This window comes from Sorangium sp. So ce1036, assembly GCF_051369805.1.
In the GTDB taxonomy this organism is placed as follows: Bacteria; Myxococcota_A; Polyangia; order Polyangiales; family Polyangiaceae; genus Sorangium; species Sorangium cellulosum_F.
This window is the reverse complement of the sequence record NZ_JBBMOX010000001.1, coordinates 5,486,553-5,512,936: the sequence shown is the minus strand read 5'-3', so window position 1 is coordinate 5,512,936 and position 26,384 is coordinate 5,486,553. Positions and strand designations below refer to the sequence as shown.

At 72.0% G+C, this 26,384-nt stretch carries 15 protein-coding genes; 11 read left to right on the top strand and 4 right to left on the bottom strand.

Features of this window, described 5'->3' with window-relative positions; genetic code table 11:
• Positions 1 to 370: 370 nt before the first annotated feature.
• On the bottom strand, positions 371 to 1,630 hold the full coding sequence (locus WMF31_RS20835) for a hypothetical protein (RefSeq protein WP_436603630.1): 1,260 nt from the start codon (positions 1,628 to 1,630) through the stop codon (positions 371 to 373).
• Positions 1,631 to 2,386: 756 nt separating this feature from the next.
• Here WMF31_RS20835 and cysK point away from each other — a divergent pair.
• The 3 genes from cysK to WMF31_RS20820 all read left to right on the top strand — a co-directional run bounded on the left by cysK (position 2,387) and on the right by WMF31_RS20820 (position 6,513).
• Positions 2,387 to 3,379 carry a cysteine synthase A gene (gene cysK, locus WMF31_RS20830; RefSeq protein WP_436603629.1) on the top strand — a complete coding sequence of 331 codons (993 nt, stop codon included), beginning with the start codon at positions 2,387 to 2,389 and terminating at the stop codon, positions 3,377 to 3,379.
• 7 nt (positions 3,380 to 3,386) lie between these two features.
• On the top strand, positions 3,387 to 4,379 hold the full coding sequence (locus WMF31_RS20825; protein ID WP_436603628.1) for a serine O-acetyltransferase: 993 nt from the start codon (positions 3,387 to 3,389) through the stop codon (positions 4,377 to 4,379).
• A gap of 238 nt (positions 4,380 to 4,617) precedes the next feature.
• Positions 4,618 to 6,513, top strand: coding sequence for an SEL1-like repeat protein (locus WMF31_RS20820; RefSeq protein WP_436603627.1), 1,896 nt, complete (start codon positions 4,618 to 4,620; stop codon positions 6,511 to 6,513).
• Positions 6,514 to 6,554: 41 nt separating this feature from the next.
• On the opposite strand, the gene WMF31_RS20815 is transcribed toward WMF31_RS20820, so the two are convergent.
• Together WMF31_RS20815 and WMF31_RS20810 are read right to left on the bottom strand one after the other, a co-directional pair.
• The gene (locus tag WMF31_RS20815; protein WP_436603626.1) at positions 6,555 to 9,347 is read right to left on the bottom strand and encodes an RICIN domain-containing protein; all 2,793 of its coding nucleotides are present in this window, start codon (positions 9,345 to 9,347) and stop codon (positions 6,555 to 6,557) included.
• A 686-nt stretch (positions 9,348 to 10,033) separates the two neighbouring features.
• Positions 10,034 to 13,339 (bottom strand): UvrD-helicase domain-containing protein, encoded by a 3,306-nt coding sequence (locus WMF31_RS20810; protein ID WP_436603625.1) that lies wholly within the window; start codon positions 13,337 to 13,339, stop codon positions 10,034 to 10,036.
• Positions 13,340 to 13,920: 581 nt separating this feature from the next.
• Here WMF31_RS20810 and WMF31_RS20805 point away from each other — a divergent pair.
• The 8 genes from WMF31_RS20805 (at position 13,921) to WMF31_RS20770 (ending at position 24,749) form a co-directional block, all read left to right on the top strand.
• The gene (locus WMF31_RS20805; RefSeq protein ID WP_436603624.1) at positions 13,921 to 16,437 is read left to right on the top strand and encodes a DUF2169 domain-containing protein; all 2,517 of its coding nucleotides are present in this window, start codon (positions 13,921 to 13,923) and stop codon (positions 16,435 to 16,437) included.
• Positions 16,438 to 16,547: 110 nt separating this feature from the next.
• Positions 16,548 to 18,968, top strand: coding sequence for a type VI secretion system Vgr family protein (locus WMF31_RS20800; RefSeq protein ID WP_436603623.1), 2,421 nt, complete (start codon positions 16,548 to 16,550; stop codon positions 18,966 to 18,968).
• Between the two features lie 108 nt (positions 18,969 to 19,076).
• Positions 19,077 to 19,514 (top strand): hypothetical protein, encoded by a 438-nt coding sequence (locus tag WMF31_RS20795; protein WP_436603622.1) that lies wholly within the window; start codon positions 19,077 to 19,079, stop codon positions 19,512 to 19,514.
• A gap of 34 nt (positions 19,515 to 19,548) precedes the next feature.
• Complete coding sequence (locus WMF31_RS20790; RefSeq protein WP_436603621.1) at positions 19,549 to 22,191, top strand: DUF2169 domain-containing protein; 2,643 nt, start codon at positions 19,549 to 19,551, stop codon at positions 22,189 to 22,191.
• Positions 22,188 to 23,237: a pentapeptide repeat-containing protein gene (locus WMF31_RS20785; protein WP_436603620.1), complete on the top strand. Its 1,050-nt coding sequence runs from the start codon at positions 22,188 to 22,190 to the stop codon at positions 23,235 to 23,237. The genes WMF31_RS20790 and WMF31_RS20785 overlap by 4 nt, the downstream gene beginning before the upstream one ends.
• 19 nt (positions 23,238 to 23,256) lie before the next feature.
• Positions 23,257 to 23,901, top strand: coding sequence for a DUF3540 domain-containing protein (locus tag WMF31_RS20780; RefSeq protein ID WP_129347817.1), 645 nt, complete (start codon positions 23,257 to 23,259; stop codon positions 23,899 to 23,901).
• A gap of 9 nt (positions 23,902 to 23,910) precedes the next feature.
• Entirely contained in the window at positions 23,911 to 24,303 is a 393-nt protein-coding gene (locus WMF31_RS20775; RefSeq protein ID WP_129347818.1) for a DUF4150 domain-containing protein, read from the top strand.
• Positions 24,300 to 24,749 carry a hypothetical protein gene (locus WMF31_RS20770; protein WP_436603619.1) on the top strand — a complete coding sequence of 150 codons (450 nt, stop codon included), beginning with the start codon at positions 24,300 to 24,302 and terminating at the stop codon, positions 24,747 to 24,749. Before WMF31_RS20775 ends, WMF31_RS20770 begins: the two co-directional genes overlap by 4 nt.
• A gap of 84 nt (positions 24,750 to 24,833) precedes the next feature.
• Here the strand turns inward: WMF31_RS20770 and WMF31_RS20765 are convergent, their stop codons facing one another.
• Positions 24,834 to 26,138, bottom strand: coding sequence for a hypothetical protein (locus WMF31_RS20765; RefSeq protein WP_436603618.1), 1,305 nt, complete (start codon positions 26,136 to 26,138; stop codon positions 24,834 to 24,836).
• Between the last annotated feature and the right edge of the window lie 246 nt (positions 26,139 to 26,384).

Here is a 26,384-nt window from a genome sequence, read left to right as displayed (position 1 = left end):
CGTGATTCCGATCACGCTGAACGGAACGTCAGTGAACGTACGCCCCCGTCGTTTTTTGGGGTGATGAGGGATCTCGGGGGGGCTCGCCTCCGAGGCTTGCGTTCCGGCGAGCCCTTTTTGTGGCTCGCACTCCAGCCCTTCCGGCGAGCCCCCCGAGATCCCTCACCACCGTGTTTGGTAGTCGACGAAGACCTTGCCGGCGCGCTTGGCCCTGGACAGGGGCGCGAGCGCGCGGCGCGGCTTCGCCGCGGCCCCGACCGCCTGAAGCTCCTCGACCGGCGAGCGTGGGCTGCCATCCTGCGGTCAGCGGCCCCGCGAGGCGACGCCGTTCCCTCGGCGGCCCCGTGTGCCCACGAGCCGCCGCGGTCGGTCACGGCGCGGGGCGTTCGCTCCAGCGGCGGACCAGGTCCGGCACCGCCGTCTCTGCCATCCGGGTCAGGTGTCGCACGTGGTCCGGCTTCTGCGTGCCCGCATAGCCGCGGACATGGAGCGCCCCCTTGTGCGCCTCGGAGAGCTGGACGAACGGAGCGGGCCTGTCCGCGCTCGCCGGTCCGGCCACCTGATAAAGCGCCTGCGCGTCGGCGCTGCCGATCGGAGAGCGCTCGGCGCCCGCGAGCGCCAAGAGGGCGTCGGTGCTCTCGTGCGTCCCGGCGTAATCGCCGTTCGGGGTGATCTCCGAATGGGTGATCGACATGAGCTTCTCGCCGCTGGCCGCCTGCTGGGCGAAGCGCGAGAACGGCTTGAGGCGCTCCAGGTCCAGGCTGTGATCGATCGGCATGTAGCCGGTGTGGATGCCGTCCAGCAGCAGCACCGCGTCCACCCTGTCGGCGAACGACGCCTGGTTCAGGAGCCCGCGCACCGCGCCGTAACCCGCGCTGAACGCCGAGAGCGCGATGCGCCGGAGCCGGGCGCCCCGCAGCCCGCGCGCCCGGAGCGCGGCCTCGGTCTTCGCGAGGAGCGCCGGCAGATAAGAGCGGATCGAGAACCGGGTCTCGTAGGCCGCGGAGCTGATGCCGAGGTTGAGGATCATCACGACGGCGTTGAGGCCCGCGCGCTCGAACCCCGCCTCGACGACATCGTTGATGCCATGAAAATGGATGACCAGATCGTACTCCCCATCGGCCGAGGAGAACGACTCGGGAATCGTGACGATCCCATCGTGGATCGGGATCACGGCCGAGCGATCGAGCGTCGCATCGGCGCGGTCCTCCGGGGCGATGGCCGGGACAGCCGCCGGGGGGTTCTCATGCGCCGCCGGCGCCGGCGCTGCCGCCTTCGCCCGGGCCGGAGCGGCCGCCACCGCCGGGCGCAGGACGGCGGCCGCGGCCACGGCCGGCTGCATCGTGGAGCCCGCGCCGAGATCGAGGGTGGCCCCGCCGAGCCTCAGAAAGAAGACCGCTCCCACCGCCGCAGCGAGGCCCGCGCCCGCGCCCACGGCGAACAGGCGCGCCGTGGAGCGTCGCGCCGGCGCCGTCACGACCGGAGCCGGCGCGCCGATCGGCAGCGCAAGGCCGGAGAGTGAAGCGGGGGGACGACGGAAAATTAAAGTAGGTTCGTTATCATCATCCAGGGAATCGCAAGCTAGATGGGCCTCCGCAGCGGGGCTCTCCGTAGGGGACATGCCGGCCATGATGCGAGGCATATGCCACACAGCGCAAGAGCCAATCTGGGCCAAAATCACGAAGGTAACCTCGCCCGGATGTGCGTCAAGGGGGCGGACAGGGTCCGACGTGGTCCATGGACGTGGTCAGTGCATTGCTCAGGGGACCACCGTATGTCCTCCCCCGGCTGCCCGCGAGATCGCCACGTCCACGCGCCCAGGAACGCGCGGGCGAGGCGCGCCAGGCGAGCAGCGAGCTGTGTCGCGCTGCGTCATCGCGTCTGCCAGGCCAGCATGCAGGGAAAAAAAGCGTGCCTGTGCGCGGGTTGCGCGGTCGCCGGCTGCCCGTGGTCCTTCGTGAGCGCGTCCAGGATTCATGTCCTTCGAGTCCTGTCTTCACTCCATCGCGCCTCGACACATCGCTCCTCGCTCGATCGGGACACGGTCGGATCGCCCATCACGGTCTCAACCGCTCTCGGGAGAGGCGCCCTCCGGGGCGATCCGCAGGATCGCCGTGCCCTTTCGGGACCGGGAGAGGGCCTTCGGTCGCGGGGGCAGCGCGCAGGGCGGGCCACGGCCGGGCGCGCCGGGCCGCGCGCGATCGTCGGGCAAGCAGGTCCGGTGGCCGCGCGCCGGCGGCGTCAGCGATGCGTCTGCGACGTCGTCATCGCGGCGCGACGCTCTGGAAACCGGGTCGGGGCGAGGAGGCGGCGCACGTGTGCCTTGACATCGAGGGGGCGGCTCTGGATCTTCTGACCCCTCACCCCTACCAGCACGGTCACCACGATGAGCACCTTCCCCCGCGTCTACGACGACAACACCCGGAGCATCGGCCGCACGCCGCTCGTCCGCGTCCGCCGCGTGACCGACGGCGCGCCCGCCACCGTCCTGGCGAAGATCGAGGGGCGCAACCCGGCCTACTCGGTCAAGTGCCGCATCGGCGCGGCCATGGTCTGGGACGCCGAGCAACGCGGGCTGCTCGGGCCCGGCAAGGCGATCGTCGAGGCCACCAGCGGCAACACCGGCATCGCGCTCGCCTTCGCCGCGGCCTCGCGCGGGCTCGAGTGCGTGCTCTGCATGCCCGAGACGATGAGCATGGAGCGGCGCAAGGTGCTCGTGGCCCTCGGGGCCAAGCTCATCCTGACCCCCGGCCCCCAGGGGATGAACGGCGCCATCGCCAAGGCCGAGGCCCTGGCCGCCTCCGATCCCGGCCGGTACGTGCTGATGCGGCAGTTCGAGAACCCCGCGAACCCGGCGATCCACGAGACCACCACCGGCGCGGAGATCTGGGAGGACACCGGCGGCAACGTCGATGTCCTCGTCTCGGGCGTGGGCACCGGCGGCACGCTCACCGGCGTCAGCCGCCATTTCGAGCGCGTCCGGGGCCGGCCGCTCCACTCCGTGGCGGTGGAGCCGGTCCACTCGCCGGTCATCTCGCAGACGCTCGCCGGCCAGCCGCTCACGCCGTCCGCGCACAAGATCCAGGGGCTCGGCGCGGGCTTCGTCCCGAAGAACCTCGATCTCTCGTTCGTGGATCAGGTGGAGACGGTCTCCAACGACGCGTCGATCGCCATGGCGCGGCGCCTCGCGCGCGAGGAGGGCATCCTCAGCGGCGTCTCCTGCGGCGCGGCGATGGTCGCGGCGAGCCGGCTCGCGCGCGACCCGAGGTGGGAGGGCAAGACCATCGTCGTCATCCTGCCCGACGCCGGCGAGCGCTACCTGTCCGGCCCCCTCTTCGAGGGCATGTTCACCGAGATCGAGAGCATGAAGGCGTCGTGAGGTCGACGTGGACGACAAGAGACATGCGCCCACCCCGGGGAGCGAGCTGCACGGCGTCGTCGAGGCGCTGATCGCGGGCTATCGGGAGGATACGCGCGGGCACCACATCAACAAGCGGTTCACGCCCTCGAGGCAGGAGATCATCGATATCATCGATCTCCTCCTCCAGATCTTCTACCCGGGCTACAACGGGCGGCAGGACCTGTCGGACGAGGACCTGCTCTACCACGTGGGCACGCTGGTCTCGACGCTCCAGACCAAGCTGGAGCGGCAGATCGAGCGCTGCCTGTGCTTCCAGGACGAGACCGTGGCGGGCTGTCGCATCGACATCCCGAAGTGCCGGCAGCGCGGGCGCGACGTGGCGCATGTGTTCGTGGGCAAGCTGCCGGAGATCCGGCGACGCCTCCTGCTCGACGTGCAGGCGGCCTACGACGGCGACCCCGCGGCGTCGTCGATGGACGAGATCATCCTCGCCTATCCGGGCCTGCTCGCGGTGACGGTGTACCGCGTGGCGCACGAGCTGTACCTGCTCGGCGTGCCGCTCATGCCCCGGATCATGAGCGAGTGGGCGCACACGCGGACGGGCGCCGACATCCACCCGGGCGCCAACATCGGCGACAGCTTCTTCATCGACCACGCCACCGGCGTGGTCATCGGCGAGACCACGGACATCGGCGCGCACGTCAAGCTCTACCAGGGCGTGACGCTCGGCGCCCTGTCGTTGCCGCAGCACTCGCGGGGCGCGCGCGGGATGAAGCGCCACCCCACGGTCGAGGACCACGTCACCATCTACGCGAACGCCACGGTGCTCGGCGGCAAGACGGTGCTGGGGCAGGGGAGCGTGGTGGGCGGCTCGGTGTTCCTCACGAAGAGCGTGGCCGACGGCCAGCGCGTGGCGATCGAGGCGCCGAGGCTGCGCGTCGCCTCGCCGCCCCAGGGCTCGCCGACGGCGGGCGGCTCCGAGGCGGAGCCCGACGGCATTCTCGATTTCGACATCTAGGGCCGCGCGCCCCGCCTCGCCTCGGGCGCCGCGCGGATCATGGCGTGATGGATCGGCGAGCGCGGCGGGCAGCGTCCGGCGGGCGCGGCGCGCCCCGGCGCCGTCGCGCTCGCCGTATTGACCGGACCCCACGCCTCATGGTTCTGTCGACTCGATGAAGCGCGCCTTTGACTTGTCTGTGGTTGGGCTCTCGCTCGCAGCGGCAGCCTGTGGACCGGGCCTGGATCCCGAGGTGGTCGTGCACGCTCCCCGGCCCACCAGCTCGCCGGCGACCAGCGCGAACGAGAGCAGCGGCGGGTGCCCGCCCATCGGCCACGCCGAGCCGCTCATCGTCGACTGGCTCACGACCCGCCGCTCCGACCTCGGGCTCGTCATGAAAGAGGGCGTCGCCGTGGTCTCGTACGACTGCTCGACGTTGCAGCTCCTCACCCAGTGCAAGCTCCCGGGCGCCTACTCCTACGCCGGCGTGGCCCGGAAGGAGGACGCGTTCCAGCTCGCCAACCCAGCGGAGATGCAGGCGAACGTGCCGTTCGGCGCCACGGCGATGAGCACCGCGATCGAGGGCGGCGGCGCGATCGACGTGGCGCTCGTGACGTCGGGGAAGCTGTCGACCACCCTCGCGGCCGCCTCGATGGACGACGCCGCGGGCAGCTGCACGGGCGCGACGCACTTCGTGCGCAGCGCGCACCTCGGGGCGTTCGCGACGGCGCCCGGCAGCCGGGGCGCGGCGCGGACGGTCGATCAGATCTTCGCGGCGGCGGCCGCGGCCGGCGCGTCGGGCCAGGGCGGCGCGACGAGCAAGGAAGGGGAGCTCGAGGCGTGCCGGAGCGCGAAGCCCGACGCGAAGGCGCCCGCCGAGCGGTGCCAGGGGCCGCTGCGCCTGGAGCTCGTCCCCCTGCTCGCGCGGCGGCCGGCCGCGGGCGAGCAGGGCGCGACGGCCCAGGCCGAGGAGGAGGAGCACCCGAGGCTGTCGGACCCGTGCCCGCACGGGACGGCGCGGAGCGGCGCCAAGTGCTCCCCGCGGGCGCTCGTGCCCGCGCACCTGTGCGATCCGGACGACTCGAGGGCGTGCACGGCCGAGTGCGACAAGGGCGATATCGGCAGCTGCTATCACCTCGCGTATCACTATCTCAGCGGCAAGGACCTCCCGCGCGACGACGCGAGGGCGGCGTCGCTGTTCGAGAAGGCCTGTGACGCCGGCGTCCCGCAGGCCTGTCACGCGAGGGCGAAGCTGCACATGCGCGATATCCTGAGCAACAAGGCGCCCGCGGACGCGGCGGGGCGGGCCAAGCTGCGAGAGCTCTCCGACAAGGCGTGTCAGCTCGGCGACGGCTGGGCGTGCTGGAGCGTGGCCGGGTGGTACCTCCGGGAGGGCACGCAGGCCGTCTTCCCGAAGGACCCGGCGCGCGCGATCGCGCTGCTCCGGCGCGGCTGCGACCTCGGGCACGGGCCGAGCTGCAGCTCCCTGGGCAACATGCTGGTCGACGGCAAGGTCGTGGCGAAGGACGTCGCGACGGCCGTGGGCGTGCTCCACCGCGCCTGCGACGGGGGCCGTGCGGAAGACTGCATGCTGCTCGGCGACATCCTCCGCAAGGGCCAGGGCGCCCCGAAGGACGGCGCGAAGGCGATCGCGGCCTACGAGCGCGGCTGCAACCTGGGGGAGATGCGCGCCTGCAACGCCGTCGGCTCGGTCTACGCGGAGGGCGACGGCGTCCCGAGGGACGTCGCGAAGGCGTACGCGTCCTTCTCGAAGGGCTGTCCGGAGAGGGGCTTCGGCGCGGAGGCGTGCATGAGCCTCGCCGCGATGTACGAGAAGGGGACGGGCATTCCCAGGGACATGGCGCGCGCCGCGGCGCTCTACGAGAGGGTCTGCGGCACGGGCGGCTGCCTGCGCGCCGCGGAGATCTGGCAGCGCGGCGAGGGGGTGCCGGCCGATCCGGCGCGGGCGTTCTCGCTCTACGAGAAGGCCTGCGTGCAGTGGAGCGAGAAGCGGGCGTGCGACGCGTTCGGCCCGCTCCTGGAGGCGAAGGACAAGGAGCGGGCGCGGACCTTCTACGCGGACCAGTGCTCGCGGACGCAAGACAAGGCGGCGTGCGCGAGCCACAGGCGGCTCGGCGGCGGCGCGGCCCGATAGGTCCGCGCCCGCCGCCCTCCTGCCACGAGCCTGACGCGAGCCTAGTTCGAGCGGGTCGGGGCGTACCTGTAGAAGCTCTGCGCCCACTCGATGGTCCAGATCGTCGGCTCCACGTACACGTTCTTGTCCGCGCCCAGGACCATTCCCCGCTTCATCTTCGCCATCGCCGACAGGAAGATGCGGCGGTCGTCCTCCATCCGCGGCCTCATCACGCTCGAGGGCGGGTACAGCTCCTTGACCTGCGCCACGGTCGCCGGGTCGTTGATCCACCCGTCGACCCCGTGCTCGCCCTTCGGGAGCCGCTCGCCGCCGGCGTCCAGCCAGTCGCGCAGATCGTTGTTGCCGCGGTTCATGCCGTCCGTGTGGCAGCCGATGCACGAGCTGCCGTTGTTCAGGCGGCGGTCCTGGGTGGCGAAGCCCACCAGGCTGTTGATCTGCTGGTCCGAGGCGTTCCGCTGGAGGCGCGGATCACGCACGATGTTGACGAAGGCGTCGACGCGACGCTGGTTGAAGCCGCCCCACAGGGAGTACCCCTGCAGGCCGTTCGGCAGGCTCCAGATGACCTCCTCCGCGGACTGCTGGAGCCCGTCGGTCCCGGTGTAGTACCGGCAATTCAAGAACTGCCCGCCGCCGTAGCTCGGCTGCCCATCGCACCCCGCGGGCTCCGAGCCGTACGGCTGCGCCAGGGTCGCGATGAAGCTGTAGCTCTGCGGTGTCACGCCGCCGCCGGTCCCGCTGATGAACTTCGGGATCGGGTGCGACCAGAACGGGAACCGGATCTGGCCCGTCTCGTACGCCTGCTCGATGGTCTGCACGTTGCCGTCGAGCTGCCCGGAGAAGACGTCCCACGTCTTCCAGTAGAACCCGCCGCTCCTGGTCCTGGCCCGCCAGTACATGCGGGAGTCGACCGTGATGGCCTGCTTGGTGAGCATGTACTCGTACGACTTCATGCCCTGATCCTTGATGACGCCGAGCTCGTTCTCGAGATCCTGCGCGTACCAGGGGATGGCCATGATCGCGTTGTACACGTCCGGGCGGGTCAGCGTGTAGACGAGCTGGCTCGCCTCGATGTAGTCCGTCTTGAAGCCGTCGACGTTGGGCGGCAGCACCCCGCCGTCCGTGGCGCCCTCGACGTTGCCGGCGAGGACGCGCCCCCACACGAGCTTCGCGAACTCCGGATCTCTCTGGACCGTCGATGTGTAGTTGTACCTCTCCCGGAACGTGACGTCGGTGCCGACCGGCTCACCCAGGTAGTTGACGGTCGTCCTCCCGAAGAAGACGTCGTCGTCCGAGCCGCCGAAGTGGAGCTTCTTGACGCCCTTGTTGTAGCCCCAGTAGTCGCGGGTATCGAAGCGGTAGACGATGCCCTTTCCGTTGATGTCCACCGGGTTCACGATCACGGGCGCCCAGCGCGCGGTCGAGTTCAGGGCCTTCGACAGGCCCACGCGGGCCACGTTCAGCTCCTCGGCGGAGACGCCGGCGTTGTGGATCTCGTGCAGCGAGGCGTACTTGATGAACTCCGCGTCGGCCGGCTGGACGTTGGCGGCCCTGTCCGCCGCGATCCACTGATTGACCTCGCTCTCGGAGATCTTCTGGCTGGCCGCCACGGGGCGCGGCGTCTGCGGAAGCCTCGGCGTGACGGCGTTGGCCCACGCCTGGACCGCGGAGAGCATCTGCGCGTTGGCGTCCCTGCAGTCCCTCCCGAAGCAGTTGTGCCGGTCGATCCCCATCCGGACGACGAGCTTGGAGTCCGCCGGCTTCCTGAAGTTCACGCGCGTGAGCGCGTACTCATGGGCCAGCGCCGGATCGGCGTCGGCGTGGATGGGCGCCTGGCCCTTGCCGGACGTGCTGTGACAGCCCGAGCAGTTCTCGCGCAGCAGCGGGTAGACCGTGCTCTGGAAGGCCGCCAGCGACGCGTCCATGTCGAAGCTCATGTCTCTATCGAGGCAGACGGCCTCGACGTTATAGCCGCCCTTGCCGTTCGGGAGCTGGCTATAGCCGAGCTCGCACCCTGCCGCCGGGGCGACCCCCACATCCGCGTCGCCAGCAGGAGCGCCGCCGGAGCCGCCCGCACCGCCGGAGCCACCCGCACCGCCGGAACCGCCCGCACCCCCGGCGCCGCCCGCACCCCCGGCGCCGCCCGCACCCCCGGCGCCGCCCGCGCCGCCCGAACCGCCGACGCCGGTGGTCGAGCTGGTCGAGCTGGTCGTGGTGCTCGAGCTGGTCGTGGTGCTCGAGCTGGTCGTGGTGCTCGAGCCGCTCTCCGCGATCCTGAGCGAGAACTTCTGGTTGTCGCCGTTCGCCCAGCTCCACTGAATGATGGCGGCGCCGTCGTCCGTCCGCCGGTCCTTGACGTCGAGCACCCTGCCGCTGCTGCGGACCGTGATCCGCTGGACGTCGCTCGACACGTCCATGAACGAAAATTGCTGGCTCGTGCTGTTGCCGCAGCTGGACTGGACGATGGCGGCGCCGTTCTGCGTCGACCCTCCGCTGACCCCCAGGCAGAGCCCGCTGCTCACGTTTCGCAGCCGGTAGTACGCGCTACCCCATCCCCCGCCCCATCCGCCCCATCCGCTCGAGGCGAGCTCCGCGCGAAACTGTTGCCTCGCGCTGCCGTTGCAGGTCGCGATCTGCGCGGGCGCCGAGCTCCCATCCCCGACCTGCACGCATCGCTGGCTCTGGAGGCCGACGATCGTGTAGAGCGCGTTCGTGTCGATCGTGATGCCCCCCTCGAGCTCGCCTCCGTCCTCGCTGTCGGACGCGTCCGGAGCGACGCATGACGCGGCGAGCAGGCTCGTCGCGGTGAGCAAGATGCGCCTGAATGCGAATCTCATGTGGTTCTCCTGTTTCGGTCAAGGAATCAAAAGCCGCTCTACCTACAGCTCGACGCTGCCCTCGCGTTGAAGGCTGGCCCTCGCGTTGGTCGGGGCGCTCGCCGCGCGATGAAGGCCTCCAGGGACCGACCGCTCTCTGGCAGGCGTCCTGCTGGTGAATCTCAATCACGAGTGCGCGGAGCCGGAAGATCGTTCCGTGTGCGGTCAGGCACTGCGACGATGGTAAGTCTTATTCCAAACCAACTAGCCAGTCAAGACAGTCGTGCACTTTGTGGGCCGACCTGACTATTACGGGGTCACGACAATGGCAATGGTGATGTCTGGTGGCGCAAAGTCCGACATGGGCCCAAGCCTCTACGGGCCCCGTCACCCGGCGAGCTGCGCCGGGTTGAACCGGTTCAGTGATCTAGTCTTGTCTGATTTTGACATGCCGTGTTGCCCGCTGGATCAACCGATGACCAGGCTTCGCCGCGCGTCGATTCCTTCAGAAATCCAGCCTGATCGGTCCTTCGAGATGTCCCAGGCGGGACATGGAGCATCGAACAGGTTGAAACCACGAGAGATGAGAGAGCGTTGAACCACAGCGGCGCAGAGGGCACCGATGAGGAGGGTTGTATTTTTCTTTCTCTCCTCTGCGCTCTCTGCGCCTCTGTGGTCATTTGTCCGAGCTCGACCCGATAGGTGCTCTAGAACAGCTTCAGCTGCCGCTCGGCGGCCGCGCGCGGCCTCGCCTCCGGGGCCGGATCGAGCCGCGTGAGCAGCCGCTCCTCGATCTCGCGCACGAACGGCGAGGCCTCGGCCTCCACGACCTTGCCGTGCCGCGCGCGCGTGCGGGCGCGGGTGAGGAACAGCCGCTCTCGCGCCCGCGTCATGCCGACATAGAAGAGCCGGCGCTCCTCGGCGACGTCCGATTCGCCCCGGCCGGGGAAGCGGAGCGGGAGCAGGCCGTCCTCGCACCCCACCAGGAAGACCACGCGGAACTCGAGGCCCTTGGCCGCGTGCAGCGTGAGCAGCGAGATGCGGTCGGCCCGCGGGTCCCACGCGTCGACCTCGGAGCACAGCGAGAGATCGAGCTGGAAGCGATCGAGGTCCGCGCCGCAGCGCTCCGCGAGCGGCAGGAGGAGCCTGAGCGCCGCGTCCACGTCGGCCTCGCCGAGGGGCAGCGCCGCGCCGGCGCCGCCCTCCGCGGCCCCGGCCTCCGCGGGCGGCGCCTCGGCCGGACCGGGCTGCGCCACCTCCTCGCGGAGCCGCGCCGCGGCCCCCTTGAGCCGCGCGGCGAGCGGCCCAGGCGGCGTGTCCGCCAGCGCCCGCGCGAGCGCCTCGGAGGCCGCGCGCTCCGCGACGCGGCGCTCGGAGCGCTGCTGGAACGGCATGCCCGAGCGGGCGAGCGCCTCCCGGAGCGGCTCGGCCTGCGCCTCGGTCCGGTAGAGCACCGCGAAGTCCGAGAAGGCGTGATCCCCGCCCGCGAGCGGCGCCGAGACCCGGCCGCTGTCCATCGAGAAGAACGCGGAGCCGCCGATCATCCGCTCGATCGTGTGGACCACGTGCTCGGCCTCGGCGCGCTCCGTGGGCGCCTCGTGCACGGCGATGCGCTCCGCGCCCGCGGCGGTCGGCACGAGCTCCCGCGCGCCGAGCGTCGGCGAGGGCGCGATGACCTGGAGCGCCGCCTCGACGATGGGGCGCGCGGAGCGGTAGTTCCGCTTCAGGCGCACCACGCGCGCGCCCGGGAAATCCTGCTGGAAGCGGAAGAAGCAGCCCACGTCCGCGCCGCGAAAGCCGTAGATGGCCTGATCCGGATCGCCGATGGCCCAGACGTTCCCGCCGGGAGGGACCAGCGCGCGCACGAGGCGAAGCTGGCGCTCGTCGATGTCCTGGTACTCGTCGATGGAGACGTACCGGGCCGCCGCGCGCGCGGCGGCCAGCGCGTCGCCCTGCTCCTCCAGCAGGACGACCGCGTGGCCGATCAGGTCGTCGAGATCGAGGAGCCCGCGCGCCGCGAGCGCCTCCTCGTACGCCTTCCACGCGCGATCGACGTGGGGATCGAGGCCTCCGGCCGGCGGCGCGCCCTCCCGCGGCCGGCGCGCATCGGCGTGGCGCGGGTAGACCCGCTTCAGCGCCGCGATCTCCGCGAGCAGCCTGGAGGCGCGCCGCTCCGGGACCCGGAGCGCCCCGGCGAGCAGCGCCACCCGCTCGCGCTCGCCGGCGATCTTCGGCGGGGCCAGGTCGCCCTCCCGCGCGGCGCGCTTCCGGAGCAGCGAGAGGCCGAGCGCGTGAAAGGTCATGGCGGGCACGCGGCCGCCGGCCTCGCCGAGGAGCGCGCCGAGCCGCTCCCGCATCTCGTCGGCGGCGCGCCGGGTGAAGGTGATCGCGAGGCACTGCTCCGGCGGCACGCCGCGGTCGAGCACGAGGTGGGCGATCCGGTGCGTCAGCGTGCGCGTCTTGCCGGTGCCGGGCCCCGCGAGCAGGAGCAGCGCGCCCTCGTCGACCTCCGCCGCGGCCCGCTGCTCCGGGTCGAGCGCGTCGAGCAGCGCCGGGCCGCCCGGCGGGGGCGCCGCGGGCGGCGCGCCGCGGGGAGCGTCGCCCACCGGCTCGGGCGGGGGCTCGGCGGGGGCCGGGGCGCGGCGGCCACGGGGGCGCGACCCGGCCGGCGGGGGCGAGCCTACGGGCGAGCGCGGCCCGGCGCGGGGCGGCACGGGCGCCGCGGGCTCCGGCGGGAAGAGGAGCCCGCCCCCGCGGCGGCGCTGCAGCTCGCCGGGCTCGAAGACCCGGATCACGCCGTACTCGCCGTCGTAGCCCGCGTCGCGGATCACGCGCCCCTCGCGCATCCGCGCGATCGCCTCGGAGAGGAGGGGCGTCCCGGCGCGCTCGATCTCGTCGAGCGGCGCCTCGCCGAGGAGGAACAGCTCGGGGCCGAGCCGCGAGAGCACCGCGTCGTAGCTCCGCTGGACCGCCTTGCTGGAGGCGCTCACGCCGTGGAGCTCGGCCAGCACCTCGGGCAGCGGCACCAGGTTGCGGAACGCGCTCGCGCCCTCGGGCCGCGCCCCTTCCTCCCGATCGGCGAGCTCCTCGACCCGGTGCAGCACCCCGACCGTGACCGGGTGCCCGCACACGGGGCAGGCGAGGGAGCGCGCCCGCGCCTCCGCCGGCGAGAGCACGACATTGCATTTGCGGTGGCCGTCGAGGTGGTATTTCCCCTCTTCCGGGAAGAACTCCACGGTGCCGCCGAAGCCCTGTCCGGTCTCCAGGGCGCGCCGGATCGCGAAGTAATCGAGCGGCGTGTCGAAGGCCGTGGCCTCGCGGCCGAGCTTGCCGGGCGAGTGCGCGTCCGAGCTGGAGACGAGCCGGTAGCGATCGAGCCCGGAGATGCGCCAGTTCATCGCGGGATCCGACGAGAGCCCCGTCTCGACCGCGAAGATGTGCGGCGCGAGATCGCCATAACACTCCTCGACCGCGTCGAAGCCGGCCTTCGCGCCCAGCACCGAGAACCAGGGGGTCCAGATGTGCGCCGGCACGAGGTAGGAGCCCTCGCCCGACTCCAGCACGATCTCGAGCAGGTGGCGCGAGTCGAGCCCCAGGATGGGCCGCCCGTCGGCGCTCAGGTTGCCGACCTTCGAGAGCGCGCGGACGATGCGATCGGCGGCCTCGAAGTCGGGCGCGTAGAGGAGATGATGGATCTTCCGCGTCCGGTCTCCCTTCTTGTAGATCGTGGAGATCTCCACCGACAGGACGAAGCGGGGCGCCCCGCGGCACGCCCCGGGGAGCCGCTCCGAGGCGGCGCGGGCGAGGTCGTCCCGCAGGCGGAACAGCCCGGGCTCGGCCGGTACGAGGCTCTCCCGGAGCTCGGCCATCCACGCGGGGTGGGTGAAGTCCCCCGTGCCGATCACCGCGATGCCCTTGCGCTGAGCCCAGTAACAGAGATGCGCGAGATCGCAATCGCTGCTCGTCGCGCGGGAATACTTCGAATGCACGTGGAGATCGGCGTAGAAGCGCATGTCGTGGGTCGCGGTTCCTATCGAGAACTTCCTCGCGGCGTCAATCGTGGATCCCGGCGATCTTCGCGAAATTTGGCCGGAAAATTCGACGCGCCGAACGTAAAGACACCCGACGCAAAAAAAGGCGATGTGACGCGGCAAAACGATCGCGCTCGACGTAATGTGTTGCAGCGCGTGCGTGTCGATGGGCTCGCCTGGAGTCCTGGCCGATCCGTTGCAGCGCGTGCGTGTCGATGGGCTCGCCTGGAGTCCTGGAGGGAGTCCTGACTGCGTCGCTGCGTCGGTGCGTGGAGGATGCGGGCAGTCGCGTCCTCACACCATGCCCCCGCACATCCCACATGAGGCGGTCGCCGGAGGATCTTCACAGCGGCATGGTCCCAGAAGAAAGCTCGATTACGATGCTCCGCCGGTCATGCCCTGCGCTTGCGTCCGAGCTGCGCTGGAGGCTATCCTGGCGGGCCCAGGGGCCCTCCGCTGCCGTCGAGAGGCGCAGGGCCCCGTGACCTCGCTCCGTGCAATCGCCCTGGCCCCTCTCCGTCGTCGCCCTGACTCCATCCTCTTGCGGTGCCGTTCGATGGCGCATGCAGGGCGCAGAGCGGCTCACGGTCATCGTCAAAGCGACGTTCGCCCTGGTCCACGACAGGAGCGCCGAGCTCGCCCCGCCGGACGAGCTGGTCCGCACCGATCAGCTTCGCGGGGGGCGGGGCAGCCTGGAAGAGGCGTGTGAGACGGCGCCCTACCTGCCGGGCGCCGGGGTCCTCGTGCGCGGGCACGCCTGCGCGCCGGCGGGAAAGACCGTGACGGCGCTCCCGGTGCGGGTCGCGCTGTTCCGCAACGACCGCTGGATCCTCAACAAGGTCCTTCATGTCTTCGGCGACTACACGCGAGAGGCGCCGAGCCCGCGCCCGTTCAGCCGGATGCCGATCGTGTACGAGCGCGCGTATGGCGGCCCGCGCGTCGACATGAACCCGGTGGGCGTGGGCGCCGACGCGGTGCTGCCGAACATCGTCGATCCTGCCGATCCGACGCGGCCGGCGGGCCTCGGCCCGGTTGCGAGGCACTGGGCCCCGAGGCGGCATTTCCTCGGGCGGGATCGGACGATCGACCCGCTGTCCCCGGAGCTCGACACCCGCTTCGATTTCCGGTACTTCCACGCGGCGCCCGCGGACCAGCAGATCGCCTTTCTCCGCGGCGATGAGTGGATCTTCCTGGAGGGCCTGCACCCGCATTGCCCGTGGCTCCGGTCCAGCCTGCCCTCCGCCCGCGGGCTCGCGCGGCTCTACCGGTCCGGATCGGCGGGCGAGGACCAGGGGCAACCGGTCGAGCTCGTGGCCGACACGCTGACCCTCGACGCGGACCGGCTGCGCTGCTCGCTGATCTGGCGGGGGAGCGTCGCGCTCTCGCCGGGCGACACGCTGGCCCGCATGCGCGTGGTCGCGGGCGTCGAGCTGCCGGGGCGGCCCCTCGCGTGGCCGTCCGTGGCGGCCGGTCCCCCTCCGTCCCAGGGCAGGCCCGGCGCGCCGGGCCTCGCCGGAGGAGCGCCGGAGGCCGGAAGGGGTCCTGTCATCGAGGACGAGGACACGGCCGACTCCCAGGATGGCGTCGGCCCGGGGATCCAGCCGCTGGCGCCGTTCGCGCTCGCCGAGCCCGGGAGCGGGCCCGCCCCTCGGACCACGGCGATCCCTGGAGCGCCCTGGAGCGGTCATCCGCGGCCGACGCCGCCGCGCCCGCCGTCCCCCCGGGCCATGGTGACGCTGGTGGATGCGCCGGCCGGCGCGGCGGGGCCGCCGTCGCCGCCGTCGCCGCCGTCGCATCCGCCCTTCCGGGCCATGGTGACGCTGGTGGATGCGCCGGCCGGCGCGGCGGGGAACGGCGCGGTGAGCCACTTCGCACCGGAGCTCGAGGCGGTGCTCACCGGGATCGGCGACCTCGCCGGGCCGTCACGGCGCCGCGCAGGGGAGCCTGCTCCACCACCGTCGCCCCTGCCGTTCGCGCCGGCGCCCACGCCGCCGCCGCGGGTCGAGCCTCGCGCGGGCTCCGTGCCGTTCGCGATGCCGTTCACCCGCCCCGGGATCGCGCCCTCGCCGCACCCGGGCGACGTTCCCGGGGCGCCCGCGCCGGCAGGACCGACGTCGCCCGCGCCTCCCGGCGAGCAGCGCGCCGCGATGGACGCACCGCGTCCGCCGCGCGCCGCGGAGCCCAGCTTCCGGTCTGAGCCCGCCGCCCCCGCGAGCGGCGCCACCCCCGCGAGCGGCGCCACCCCCGCGAGCAGCGCCGCACCTGCGAACGGCGCCGCCCCCGTGAGCAGCGCCGCCCCCGTGAGCAGCGCCGCGCCCGCGAGCAGCGCCGCGCCCGCGAGCAGCGCCGCGCCCGCGAGCAGCGCCGCGTATTCCGCCCCGGCGTCCGAGCCGGAGGCCCGTGGACTGCGCGCGACGCTGCTCGCTCGGCTCAAGAGCGGCCAGCCGCTCCACGACCTGGAGCTCGCGGGCGTCGAGCTCGACGGCATCGACTTCAGCGGCGCCTCGCTCGAGCGCCTGAACCTCGCCGGCTCGACGCTCACCCGGTGCAACTTCGCCTCGGCGCGCCTCTCCGGCGCGAACATGAGCGGCGCGGACCTGACGGGCGCGTGCTTCCACGAGGCCGACCTGACGCGCGCCGACCTCTCCCGCGCCACGCTCGACCGGGCGCGGCTCTCCTCCGCGCTCCTCAGGAACGCCGATCTCGCGTTCGCCAGGGGCTCGCACGCGAGCTTCGAGGGCGCGTCGCTGGAGGGCGCCGACCTCCGGCAGGCGCGCCTCGTCGAGGCCGTCTTCGACCGGGCGTGCCTCGCGGACATCAACGGGAGCAAGGCCGATATCTCGCGATCGAGCCTCGCGCGCGCCAACCTCGCCGGCGCCATCCTGCGCGCGGCGAAGCTCAAGGAGGCGAGTCTGCCCTGCGCCAACGTCGAGGGCGCCGATCTGCGCGACGCGGATCTCGCGGGTGCCAACGTCTATGGCGTCAAGCTCGCGAGCGCGCGATCGAGCGGCGCGATCCTCCGCGCCCTCGTCGAGATCCCACCCGCGGAACACGGCATCAATCCGTCTTCAGGAGGTTGACCGGCTGACGGATTTGCGTCTAGTTCTATCCTCGGGCTCTCTCGGTACGGCTCGCGGACGACTCTCCTTGAGGCACCCGACGTGTGCCGTCGAACAACGCAGGAAAGGCCATGGACGACCTCATCAAAATCTCCTCGGGCGCGCTCCCCAGCTCCACGCGCGTCGTCGGATTCCGCGGCGTCGAGGCCATCTCGCGCCCGTACCAGATCGACATCTACCTCCTGCTCCAGGGCGAGGACGCGGAGTCGTTGGACCTCTCCGACGCCATCGGGGCCAGGGCCTCGCTCGTGCTCGACTGGCTCACGGACAACCGCCCTCCCTTCGTCTTCGCCGGCGTCCTCGCGACCCTCGGCGTGCTGCACGAGCTCGACGGCCGCTCGCTGCTCCGCGCGGTGCTCGTGCCGAAGCTCTGGCTGCTCGGCCTCTCCAGGCACAGCCGCATCTTCACGAAGCAGACGTTCCCCGACGTCATGAAGGCCGTCCTCGAGGAGAACGGCATCGGACCTGACGAGTACGAGATGCGCCTCGGCAGCTATGACGTCGAGGAGCACATCTGCCAGTACCGGGAGAGCGACCTCGATTTCCTCTCGCGGTGGATGGAGCGCGAGGGCATCTTCTACTTCTTCGAGCACTCGCCGGACGGCGACAAGGTCGTCTTCTGCGACGCCAAGGCGTACGAGGAGGACCCGATCGGCGCGCCCGTCCGCTACCACCCGCAGGTCGGGCACGACGTGAGCGCGGGCATGTCGCTCCGCACCTTCACCAGCCAGCACACGACGCTCCCGGCGGCGATCAAGCTCAAGGACTACGACTACGCGCGGCCGAACCTGAACGTCGCCGGCGCCGCGCGCGTCTCGCCGAACGGCGCGGGGGAGGTGAGCCTCTACGGCGAGCGCTTCTTCACGCCGGCGGCGGGCGAGCGGCTCGCCAGGATCCGCGCCGAGGAGATGCTGGCGCGGCAGGTGGTCTACCGGGCGTCGGGGACGCGGATGCACCTCCGGCCCGGCTACACGTTCGAGCTCGACGACCACCCGCGCGCCGCGTTCAACGCGAGATACCTCACCATAGAGGCGCACCACCACGGCAACCAGCTCGCCGGGACCACCATGTACCGCGAGATGCTCGATCTGCCGCACGAGGAGGTGTATTTCGTCGAGCTCACCGCCATCCCCGCGAAGACGCAGATGCGCGCGGAGTCGCGCACGCCGTGGCCGCGCATCTACGGTTACGAGAACGGCACCGTGGACGGGCCCGCGGAGAGCGAGTACGCGCAGATCGACGATCTCGGCCGCTACAACGTGAAGTTCAAGTTCGACGAGAGCAACCTGAAGAGCGGGAAGGCGTCGACGTTCGTGCGCATGATGCAGCCGCACGGCGGCGGCATCGAGGGCTTTCACTTCCCGCTCCGCAGGGGGACGGAGGTGGTGTTCAGCTTCCTCGGCGGCGACCCCGACCGGCCGGTCATCTCGGGCGTCGTGCCGAACGCGCTCACGCCGAGCCCGATCACGAGCGGCAACCACACGAAGAACGTCATCCAGACGGGCGGGCGCAACCGGCTCGAGCTCGAGGACCGGGCAGGGCAGCAGCGCGTCACCCTCTCGACGCCGTACTCGAACACGTACCTGCGCATGGGCTCGCCGAACGACGATCACGAGCTCATCGTGAAGACGGACGACAACACGCTGCTCGACGCGGGCAAGAACTTCGACCAGACCGTGGGCCTGAACGGCGGCGGCACCTGGAACGCCACGATCAAGGACAACTGGATCACCCACGTGCAATCCGGGATCCACGAGCTGTTCGTCGAGTCCGGCACCTCGTACACCGAGATCGAGGGCGACACGTGGCTCCACGTGCTGACCGGCAACCTGTTCACCGACGTCGACACGGGCACGATGATCACCAACGTCGAGGGAGACACCACGACGACGGTGAAGACCGGGAATTACACGGTGAACATCGACACCGGGAACACGACCGTCACCACCAAGTCCGGAGACACCCTGGTCGACACGCAGTCCGGGACCACGACCATCAAGAGCCAGGGCAAGATGACGCTGGAGACCCAGGACCAGTGCGAGGTCAGGGTCAAGAGCAACATGATGCAATACGTCGACGGCAACCTGGTGGGGGAGATCAAGGGCGCGGCGCAGCTCACGACCCACGGCCCGTTCAAGAAGCTCTACAGCTCGAACAACGTCAACGTCACGGGCGGGTTCAAATCGGACACGTTCCTCGGCCTGTCGAACACCAACGCCATCGGCGCCAGCATCGCCACCTTCGTCGGCGCGAAGGCGACGCTGGAGCTCTCCGCGGCCTTCACGGCGACCTACGCGGCCAAGCTCGACATCACGGGCGGCGTGGCGCTGGCGTTCAAGTGGGGCGCCTCGCTCGCGATCAACAGCGCTGTCGAGCTCACCGTGAAGCCGACGTCCATCGAGACGGGCGCGGCGAAGATCTCCCAGCTCCCGACGCGGCTCGCGATGTGCGCGCTGCGCTACCACCTCTCCGGCGTCCATGTGCTCAGCTGATGGAGCGAGTCGGGGCCATCGCTCGAGGAACTCGACCTTGACCGCCGGCCCCCGCGGGCAGGCTCTGGCTCACCGCCTGTGAGCTCAAAGGGAAGATCGCGCGGCGACATGGGTACAATCATCGCTCTCACGGCCATCCTCGTGCCGCTGCTCGTCGTGGCGGTCATCGTCTTCTTCGTCTTCCGCCGGGACAACGCCCAGGTCGAGGCGATGAGGGGCCGGGTGGCCGAGGTGGACTCCAGGATGGCCCGCGCGCGCCTCGCCCAGGCCACGGTGGTCTCGAGCCGGACGCGCGGCACCTTCCAGGACGGCTCCATGGCGTTCGTCGACCTCCGGCTGGAGGTGCAGCCGCCCGGCGGGCCCCCCTACCTCGCGAACACGGAGTGGGAGCTGAACATCAGCTCCATGTCGATGGTGGAGCCGGGGAAGAGCGTCGCCGTCAAGATCGACGGCGAGGATGCCGAGATCATCTACCCCAACGTGAGCTGGGCCAGGCTGTCACGCACGTTCATCGCGCGTGGCGTGATGGGCAAGAGCAAGCAGTGAGCACCCCACCGGCCTGAGCGAGCCCCGATCCCCTATGCGCGTCATCAAGCCCCAACGCATCTCCATCCTGCAGCGCGTGTTCGAGCTGCGGCAGCAGCGCTATCTGGCGCTCGGCCTCGCGGCGTACGTCCCGCTCGACGCGCCCGAGCGCCCGCTCCCCGAGATCTCCATGTGGCAGGAGATCCCGAGGCAGCTCGGCAAGGACGCCGCGCTCGACGAGGGGCTGCCGAAGCCCCGGGGCGAGGTCCTCGCCTTCGGCAAGGCGTTCGCGCCGGGCGGCAAGCCGCGCACGGCGTTCCGGGCGCGCGTCCAGGTCGGCCCCATCGACAAGGCCGTGTACGTCGTCGGCAAGCGGCGCTGGGAGCTCGGCGGGCCGAGCGAGCCCGAGCCGCTCACCGAGCTCGCCCTCGGCTGGGACAAGGCGTTCGGCGGGCCGGGCTTCGCCGCGAACCCCGCCGGGACGGGGGTCGCGCCGGCCGAGGAGAACGGCAAGAAGATCCACCTGCTGCCGCAGATGGAGCACCCGAAGCACCTCATCACCTCGCCGGGCGACCGGCCGCCCCCCGCGGGGTTCGGCCCCCTCGACCCCACCTGGCCCGAGCGCCAGTCGAAGCTCGGCACGTACGACGCGGCCTGGCTAGAGAACGACTTCCCCGGCTTCGCCCGCGACCTCGACCCGGAGTACTTCATGGTCGCGCCCCCCGATCAGCGCCTGCCCGGCTTCTTCCAGGGCGGGGAGCCGATCGCGCTCGAGCACCTCCACCCCGAGCAGACCACGCTGACGGGCCGCGTGACGGAGCTCCTCGCGCGCTGCTTCGTGACGCGGGCCTCGCGCGAGGACGCGCTCGAGGAGGTCGCGACCCGGCTCGAGACCCTCGTGCTCCTGCCCAATGTCCGGCGCATGATCGCGATCTTCCGCGGCACCCTGCGCGTCGAGGAGGACGACGCGCGCGACGTGAAGTGCCTGCTCGCCGCGCTCGAGCGCCGGGGCGCCCCCCGGCCGAAGGAGCACTACGACGCCGTCTTCGCCCAGCGCCTCGACAAGAAGAAGGGCCACCTCGTCGCCCTGCGCGACCGCGACCTGCTCCCGGAGCCGGACCCCGACGCCCCCGCGCTGCCGGACGAGAAGATCGGCGACATGGAAGACCTCCTGCGCCGCGAGGGCGTGCTGGAGCGGAGGTCGCGCGAGCGATCGCAGCGCGAGCTCGACAAGGCCCGCATGTCCGTGCGGGTGCTCGGGCTCGATCCGGACGAGAAGGGTATCCCGCGGGAGCTGCCGAAGGAGGAGCCGCCGCCGACGCTCGACGAGCTGCCCGAGTACATGGAGCGCGTCGAGGCCGAGGCCGCCCGCCTCGAGGCCGAGGCCAAGGTCAAGCAGGAGGAGGCCCTCGCCGAGGCGCGAAAGAACCTCGCCGAGCACGGCGTCGACCTCGACGAGGTCATCGAGCGATCGAAGCGCGAGGCGGGCGGGCCGCCCAGGTTCAGCGCGGACGAGCACCTCGCCCGCATGCGGGAGACCGCCCAGGCCGGCCGCGCCCTCGGCGCCCCGATGGAGGCGCTCGAGGCCCAGATCGAGGATCCGGCCTTCCTCGCCAAGCTGCGCAAGCTCGAGGAGGCCCAGCTCCACGGCTACCGGCTGGCCGCGCACCACATGGCGCCCGCCGCGATCCCGGACGACGCCGCGCAGCGCGACCTCCGCGCGCGCGTCTCGGCCGCGCGCGCGTCCGGCGCCCCGATGACCGGCTGGGACCTCACCGGCGCCGACCTCCGCGGGCTCGACCTGTCCGGGGCCGTCCTGCGCGAGGCGCTCCTCGAGCGCGCGGACCTGCGCGGCTGCGCGCTCGCCGGCGCGGATATGACGGACGCGGTGCTGGTGCGCGCCAACCTCGAGGGCGCCCGCCTCGAGGGCGTCTGCCTCGAGGGCGCGAACCTCGGCGAGGTCGTGGCGCGCGACGCCGACCTCGGGGGCGCGCGCCTCGCCCGGGCGATCCTGCAGCGCGGCGAGCTCGCGGGCGCGCGCTTCGCCCGCGCGGACCTGCGCGGCGCCGACCTGTTCGAGGCGCGCCTCCCGCGCGGCGACCTCGCGGACGCCCTCGCGGACGAGGTCCTCTTCTACGAGTGCGACCTCGAGGGGGCGCGCCTCGATCGCGCGAGCCTGCGCAAGGCGACGTTCTTCCGGTGCCGCATGGCCGGCGCGAGCCTCGCGGACGCCGTGCTGGAGGGCGCGGCGCTCGTCGAGGCGGACGCCGAGGGCGCCTGCTTCCGGGGCGCCCGCGCGAACAACCTGCGCCTCGTGCAGGCGTGCCGGCTCGGCAAGGCCGACTTCTCGGGCGCGGAGCTCGCGCTCGCGACGCTGCGCGGCGCCTCGATGCGCGGCGCCGGGCTGGCCCGCGTCCGGGCCGACGGCTGTGACCTCAGCGAGTCGGACCTCGCGGGGGCGCGCCTCGCGGGCGCGAGCCTCCAGGGCGCGCGGCTGATGCGCACGGATCTCGGCGACGCCGAGCTGCCCGACGCGAACCTGATGGAGGCGATGCTGCAGGGCGCGAGGGTGCACGGCGCCTCGTTCCTCCGGGCCAACCTGTTCCGCGCGAACCTGATGGGCGCCGAGGGCGACGCGCGCACGAGCTTCAAGGACGCCCACGTCGTCCGGACCCTGTTCCCGAGGCGAAAGCGATGACCAAGGACGATCTGCTCGCCCGCGTCGCGAGCGCGGAGCCCGTGGCCGACGAGGACCTCTCCGGCGCGGACCTCTCCGGCGCGGACCTCTCCGGCGCGGTGCTCGAGCGCGTCTCGTTCCGGGGGGCCGACCTGACCTCCGCGAAGCTCCACGAGTCCGTCTTCTCGGACTGCCATTTCGAGGGGGCGCGGCTCGGGGGCGCGCGCCTCCGCCACGGGGTGTGGGACCGGTGCACGTTCCTCGCGGCCGACCTGCGCGACGCCGAGCTGATCGGCGCGAGCCTGGTCGAGTGCGACCTGTCGCGCGCCTCGCTCGACGGCGCCGACCTGACCATCGCGAGCCTGGTCAAGCCGCGCCTCGAGGAGGCGAGCCTGTCGCGGGCGAACCTCGACCGCGCCGCGGTCGTCGACGCCGAGCTCGCCCGGGCGAGCTTCGAGGGCGCGACCCTGCTCCAGACCGTGCTCCTCAAGGCCGATCTGTCGACCGTGACCCTGCGCGGCGCGCGCCTCGAGCGGGCGATGCTGATCGGGGGCAAGCTCGTCGGCCAGGATCTCTCGGGCATGGATCTCACGCTCGCGCAGCTCATGGAGGTGGACCTCACCGGCTGCGACCTCCGCGGCGCGCGGCTGGTCCAGACGAACTTCAAGGGGGCCACCCTCGCCGGCGCGAAGCTCGACGAGGCGAACCTCGAGCGGGCCCTGCTCGCCGAGGCCTGCCTGTCGAGCGCGACGCTCCGGAAGGCGAAGGTCGACCAGGCGCTCTTCGTCAAGGCGCGGCTCGACGGCGCGAGCCTCGAGGGCGCGAGCGCGTACCAGGCCATCTTCAAGAGCGCGAGCTGCCTCGGCGCGACGTTCGCCGGCGCCGATCTGACGTACGCCGACTTCTCGTACGCGGACCTCGCGAACGCCGATTTCTCGCACTGCAAGCTGTTCCGCGCGCGCTTCCACAGGACGCGCGAGCAGGACACGCGATTTTCGAGCCGGTCCGCGGCGCTCGGCGACGACGAGGAGCTGAGCGAGGCGGAGCGGCGCTCGGAGAGCCGGTAGGGTCAGCACGGAGGGTACGATGAGGGACAATCTGGCAAGGAAGCTCGCGTGGCCTCTGCAAGAGGCCGCGACCGTGGTGGGCGTCTCGGGTCGCGGCCTGCGCGTCAGGTCGAGCTCGGGCGAGTTCGAGGTGCGGCGCGCGGCCAGCTGCCTCCTCGAGCCCGCCCTCGGCGACGAGGTGCTCGTCGCGCACCACGACCGCGGCTCGCACGTCCTCGCGGTGCTGGAGCGCGACGACGAGGCGCCGGCGCGCCTCTCGGCCGAGGGCGACCTCGAGATCGCCGCCGCGTCGGGCAAGGTCTCGGTGAGCGGGCGCGACGGCGTCGACGTGCTCACGCCCGGCGAGGCCACGATCGCGGCGGGCTCGGCGCGCCTGTCGGCCGGGCGCGCCGACGCGGTGGTCGGGGTCCTGAGCCTCCTCGGCGACAGCCTCACCGCGAGGGTCGACCGCATGAAGACCGTGGCGCAGTCGGTGGAGACGGTCGCCGAGCGCCTGGTGCAGCGGCTCGACCGGGCCTACCGCTTCATCGCGCGGTCCGAGGTGGTGCGCGCCGAGTACCTCGAGATCGAGGCGCGCGCCGCGTACCACGTCAAGGCAGAGACGACGCTCGTGAACAGCGGCGGGCTCACGAAGATCGACGGCTCCCAGATCCACCTTGGTTGAGAGGACGAGATGTTCGCCAACACGCAGATGATGGGCATGTCCCTCGGCGCCCCCGACGTGTGCCTCACGCCGATGCCCGCGCCGACCCCGATCCCGTACCCGAACATCGCGATGCAGCCTATGGGCATCCCGGCCGCGTACAACGTGCTGTTCATGTGCACGCCGGCGCACAACATGGCGACGACCGTGCCGCTCACGAACGGCGACAACCCGGGCGTCGCGCTCGGGGTCGCCTCGGGCATGGTGATGGGCCCGTCGCGCCACGTCACGGCGTCGTTCACCGTGCTCGCCGGCGGCATCCCGGCCACGCGCCTGACGAGCATGACGATCACGAACTCCACGAACTGCCCGGCCGTGTCGATCGTCCCGAGCCAGGTCAAGGTGCTGCTCCTGGCGCCGTGAGGGACCACAGCAAGAACCGCCTGGCGCTCATCACGAGCCGCTACGCGGCGCGGCAGCAGGAGAAGGCCGCGGGCGACCGGAGGGCGTTCGACGACGCGTTCCGGGCGGTGCGCGGGGAGGTGATCCTGCCCGTGCTCGGGGAGATCGCCACCGAGCTCCGGTCCGCCGGCCACGCCCCGCGCATCGCGCTCGACGAGGCGCCCGAGACGCCGAGCGTCGCGCTGGCCCTCGGGATCCGGGGCGTCACCGCCGCGCCGGGGACGGACCTCATCGCCTTCTCGGTCATCCAGCGGCGCGAGGCGCCGGAGATCCTCGCCTACCTGGTGGTGAAGCCGCCGCCGATGGATCTCCTGCGCTTCGCGAGCCCCGCCGACATCACCGCCTACCAGGTGGAGCAGCTCGTGGTCGACGCGATCGAGCACATCTTCGCGTGCCGTTCCATCTGACGGCGCCGGCGTCGAGCCGCGCGCCGCGCGGCCCGGGCCCGGGCGTGCGCCGCTCGACGTGGGCCCCGGGCGCCGGGCGCGCGGTCACGGCGCCGCGGCGGGGGGCGCGGAGGGCTTGCGGGTCAGGTAGAAGAAGTCGCGCCTGGAGCGCTTGCGGATGTACTCGTCCTCGGAGAACTCGAACCCGCTCGCCAGCGCGACCGCCTTCAGGGCGCCGTCCTCGCCCGGCTCGTAGAGCAGGAACTTCGGGTAGGACCAGTTCACGTCGAGCTGCGCCACGTCCCAGGCGCCGGCGTGGCGCAGCCCGAGCGCGATCGCCGTCGCCGTCGTGTGGTTGCTGATGGCGACGAAGAGGACCTTGCCGTCACGGTCCATGCCCACCGCGGACCTGCGGATGACCGTGTTGCCGTCGAGCGTGGCGCCCCAGTTGCGGACGTTGGGCGCGCGGAGCGCCGGGTGGAGCTCGCCGCCGACGGCCATGCAGCTCGGCGCCTGGCGCCACCACCGCATGCCGGCCTCGTCGGCCGCGAGCGCGGTCCACGGCGCGATCCGCACCCGATCGTCGCGGTAGAGCGCCACGGTGCAGCCCTTGTCCCTGGGGGGCACCACCGTCACGTCGTCGAGCCGCATCCCCCACTTGCCGTGCTCGGTCATGAAGCCGCCGTTGAACGCCGCGAGCAGGTGCTCGTGGTGCGCCTCCGGGATCTTCGCGGGCCGCGCGAGGGTCTCGCCCTCCTTGGTGGTCGCCGCGGGCTCCCGCGAGCCGGCCATGAGGTGGAGGTCGACCCTCGAGAGATCCACGGCCACGACGAACAGCTCCGCCCAGGAGCGGCTCGGATCCGGGTGGAGCAGCGTCTTGTACAGGCGCGGCGGCTCGTCGGGGCGCGCGTGATCGACGATGGGCACCCACCGCCCATCGCCGGGGGCCGACCAGGCCTCGTGGGAGGGGCCGACGTCCTTCGGGCGGAACAGCGCCGGCACCACCCCCGAGGAGGCGCGCGCGGTCGGCGCGCTGAGCGCGACCGCCGCGGTGAGCGAGGCCGCCGGTGCGGCCGGCGCCGGCGCCTCCTCCGGCACCTCCCAGTACGTCTTCGGCGGCTCGTTGCCGCGGAAGAGGCGGAGGATGCGATCTTCGACCGCGTAGGCGGTCTCCTCGAGGTCGGTGACGTTCTCGGTCCCGATCACCGCGCGCAGCCCGCCCGCGACGAGCGGGCCCATCCACGGGATGCGGTGCACCGCGATCCACAGCCCCGCGCCGGCGAGCGCCGACACGCCGACGGCGCCGAGGATCCAGCGCCGGCGTCGCGCGCGCGGCGGCCGCGTTCCGGGGTGCTGCTGAGCGGGGGGCGCGGCGGGCGCCGGCGACGTCGAGGCTTCGGGTTCGGCCATGATGCGGAAGGGGCGGCGAGGCGCGGGCGAGGGTGTAGCACGGGGCGGCGAGCGCACGGAAATCCGCGGCGAGCGCGCCGCGTCGCCGGAGATCACCGTCGCGCCTCGACTTTTACATGACCGCACACTAGAGTGGCTGCCTCTCGGACTGACCTGGCACGGCCCGCGGTGCTCGGTCGCTGTCGATGTGGTCTGGCGGCCTTCTCTTCGGAGGAGGCGCCGGGCGACAGCTCTCTGTCACCGGCC

What these genes read in the sequence shown, in the direction of transcription:
- WMF31_RS20835 (WP_436603630.1), bottom strand. Translation starts at nt 1,630, where the DNA reads ATGGCCGGCATGTCCCCTACGGAGAGCCCCGCTGCGGAGGCCCATCTA.
- cysK (WP_436603629.1), top strand. Translation starts at nt 2,387, where the DNA reads ATGAGCACCTTCCCCCGCGTCTACGACGACAACACCCGGAGCATCGGC.
- WMF31_RS20815 (WP_436603626.1), bottom strand. Translation starts at nt 9,347, where the DNA reads ATGAGATTCGCATTCAGGCGCATCTTGCTCACCGCGACGAGCCTGCTC.
- WMF31_RS20810 (WP_436603625.1), bottom strand. Translation starts at nt 13,339, where the DNA reads ATGCGCTTCTACGCCGATCTCCACGTGCATTCGAAGTATTCCCGCGCG.
- WMF31_RS20805 (WP_436603624.1), top strand. Translation starts at nt 13,921, where the DNA reads ATGCAGGGCGCAGAGCGGCTCACGGTCATCGTCAAAGCGACGTTCGCC.
- WMF31_RS20800 (WP_436603623.1), top strand. Translation starts at nt 16,548, where the DNA reads ATGGACGACCTCATCAAAATCTCCTCGGGCGCGCTCCCCAGCTCCACG.
- WMF31_RS20795 (WP_436603622.1), top strand. Translation starts at nt 19,077, where the DNA reads ATGGGTACAATCATCGCTCTCACGGCCATCCTCGTGCCGCTGCTCGTC.
- WMF31_RS20790 (WP_436603621.1), top strand. Translation starts at nt 19,549, where the DNA reads ATGCGCGTCATCAAGCCCCAACGCATCTCCATCCTGCAGCGCGTGTTC.
- WMF31_RS20785 (WP_436603620.1), top strand. Translation starts at nt 22,188, where the DNA reads ATGACCAAGGACGATCTGCTCGCCCGCGTCGCGAGCGCGGAGCCCGTG.
- WMF31_RS20780 (WP_129347817.1), top strand. Translation starts at nt 23,257, where the DNA reads ATGAGGGACAATCTGGCAAGGAAGCTCGCGTGGCCTCTGCAAGAGGCC.
- WMF31_RS20775 (WP_129347818.1), top strand. Translation starts at nt 23,911, where the DNA reads ATGTTCGCCAACACGCAGATGATGGGCATGTCCCTCGGCGCCCCCGAC.
- WMF31_RS20765 (WP_436603618.1), bottom strand. Translation starts at nt 26,138, where the DNA reads ATGGCCGAACCCGAAGCCTCGACGTCGCCGGCGCCCGCCGCGCCCCCC.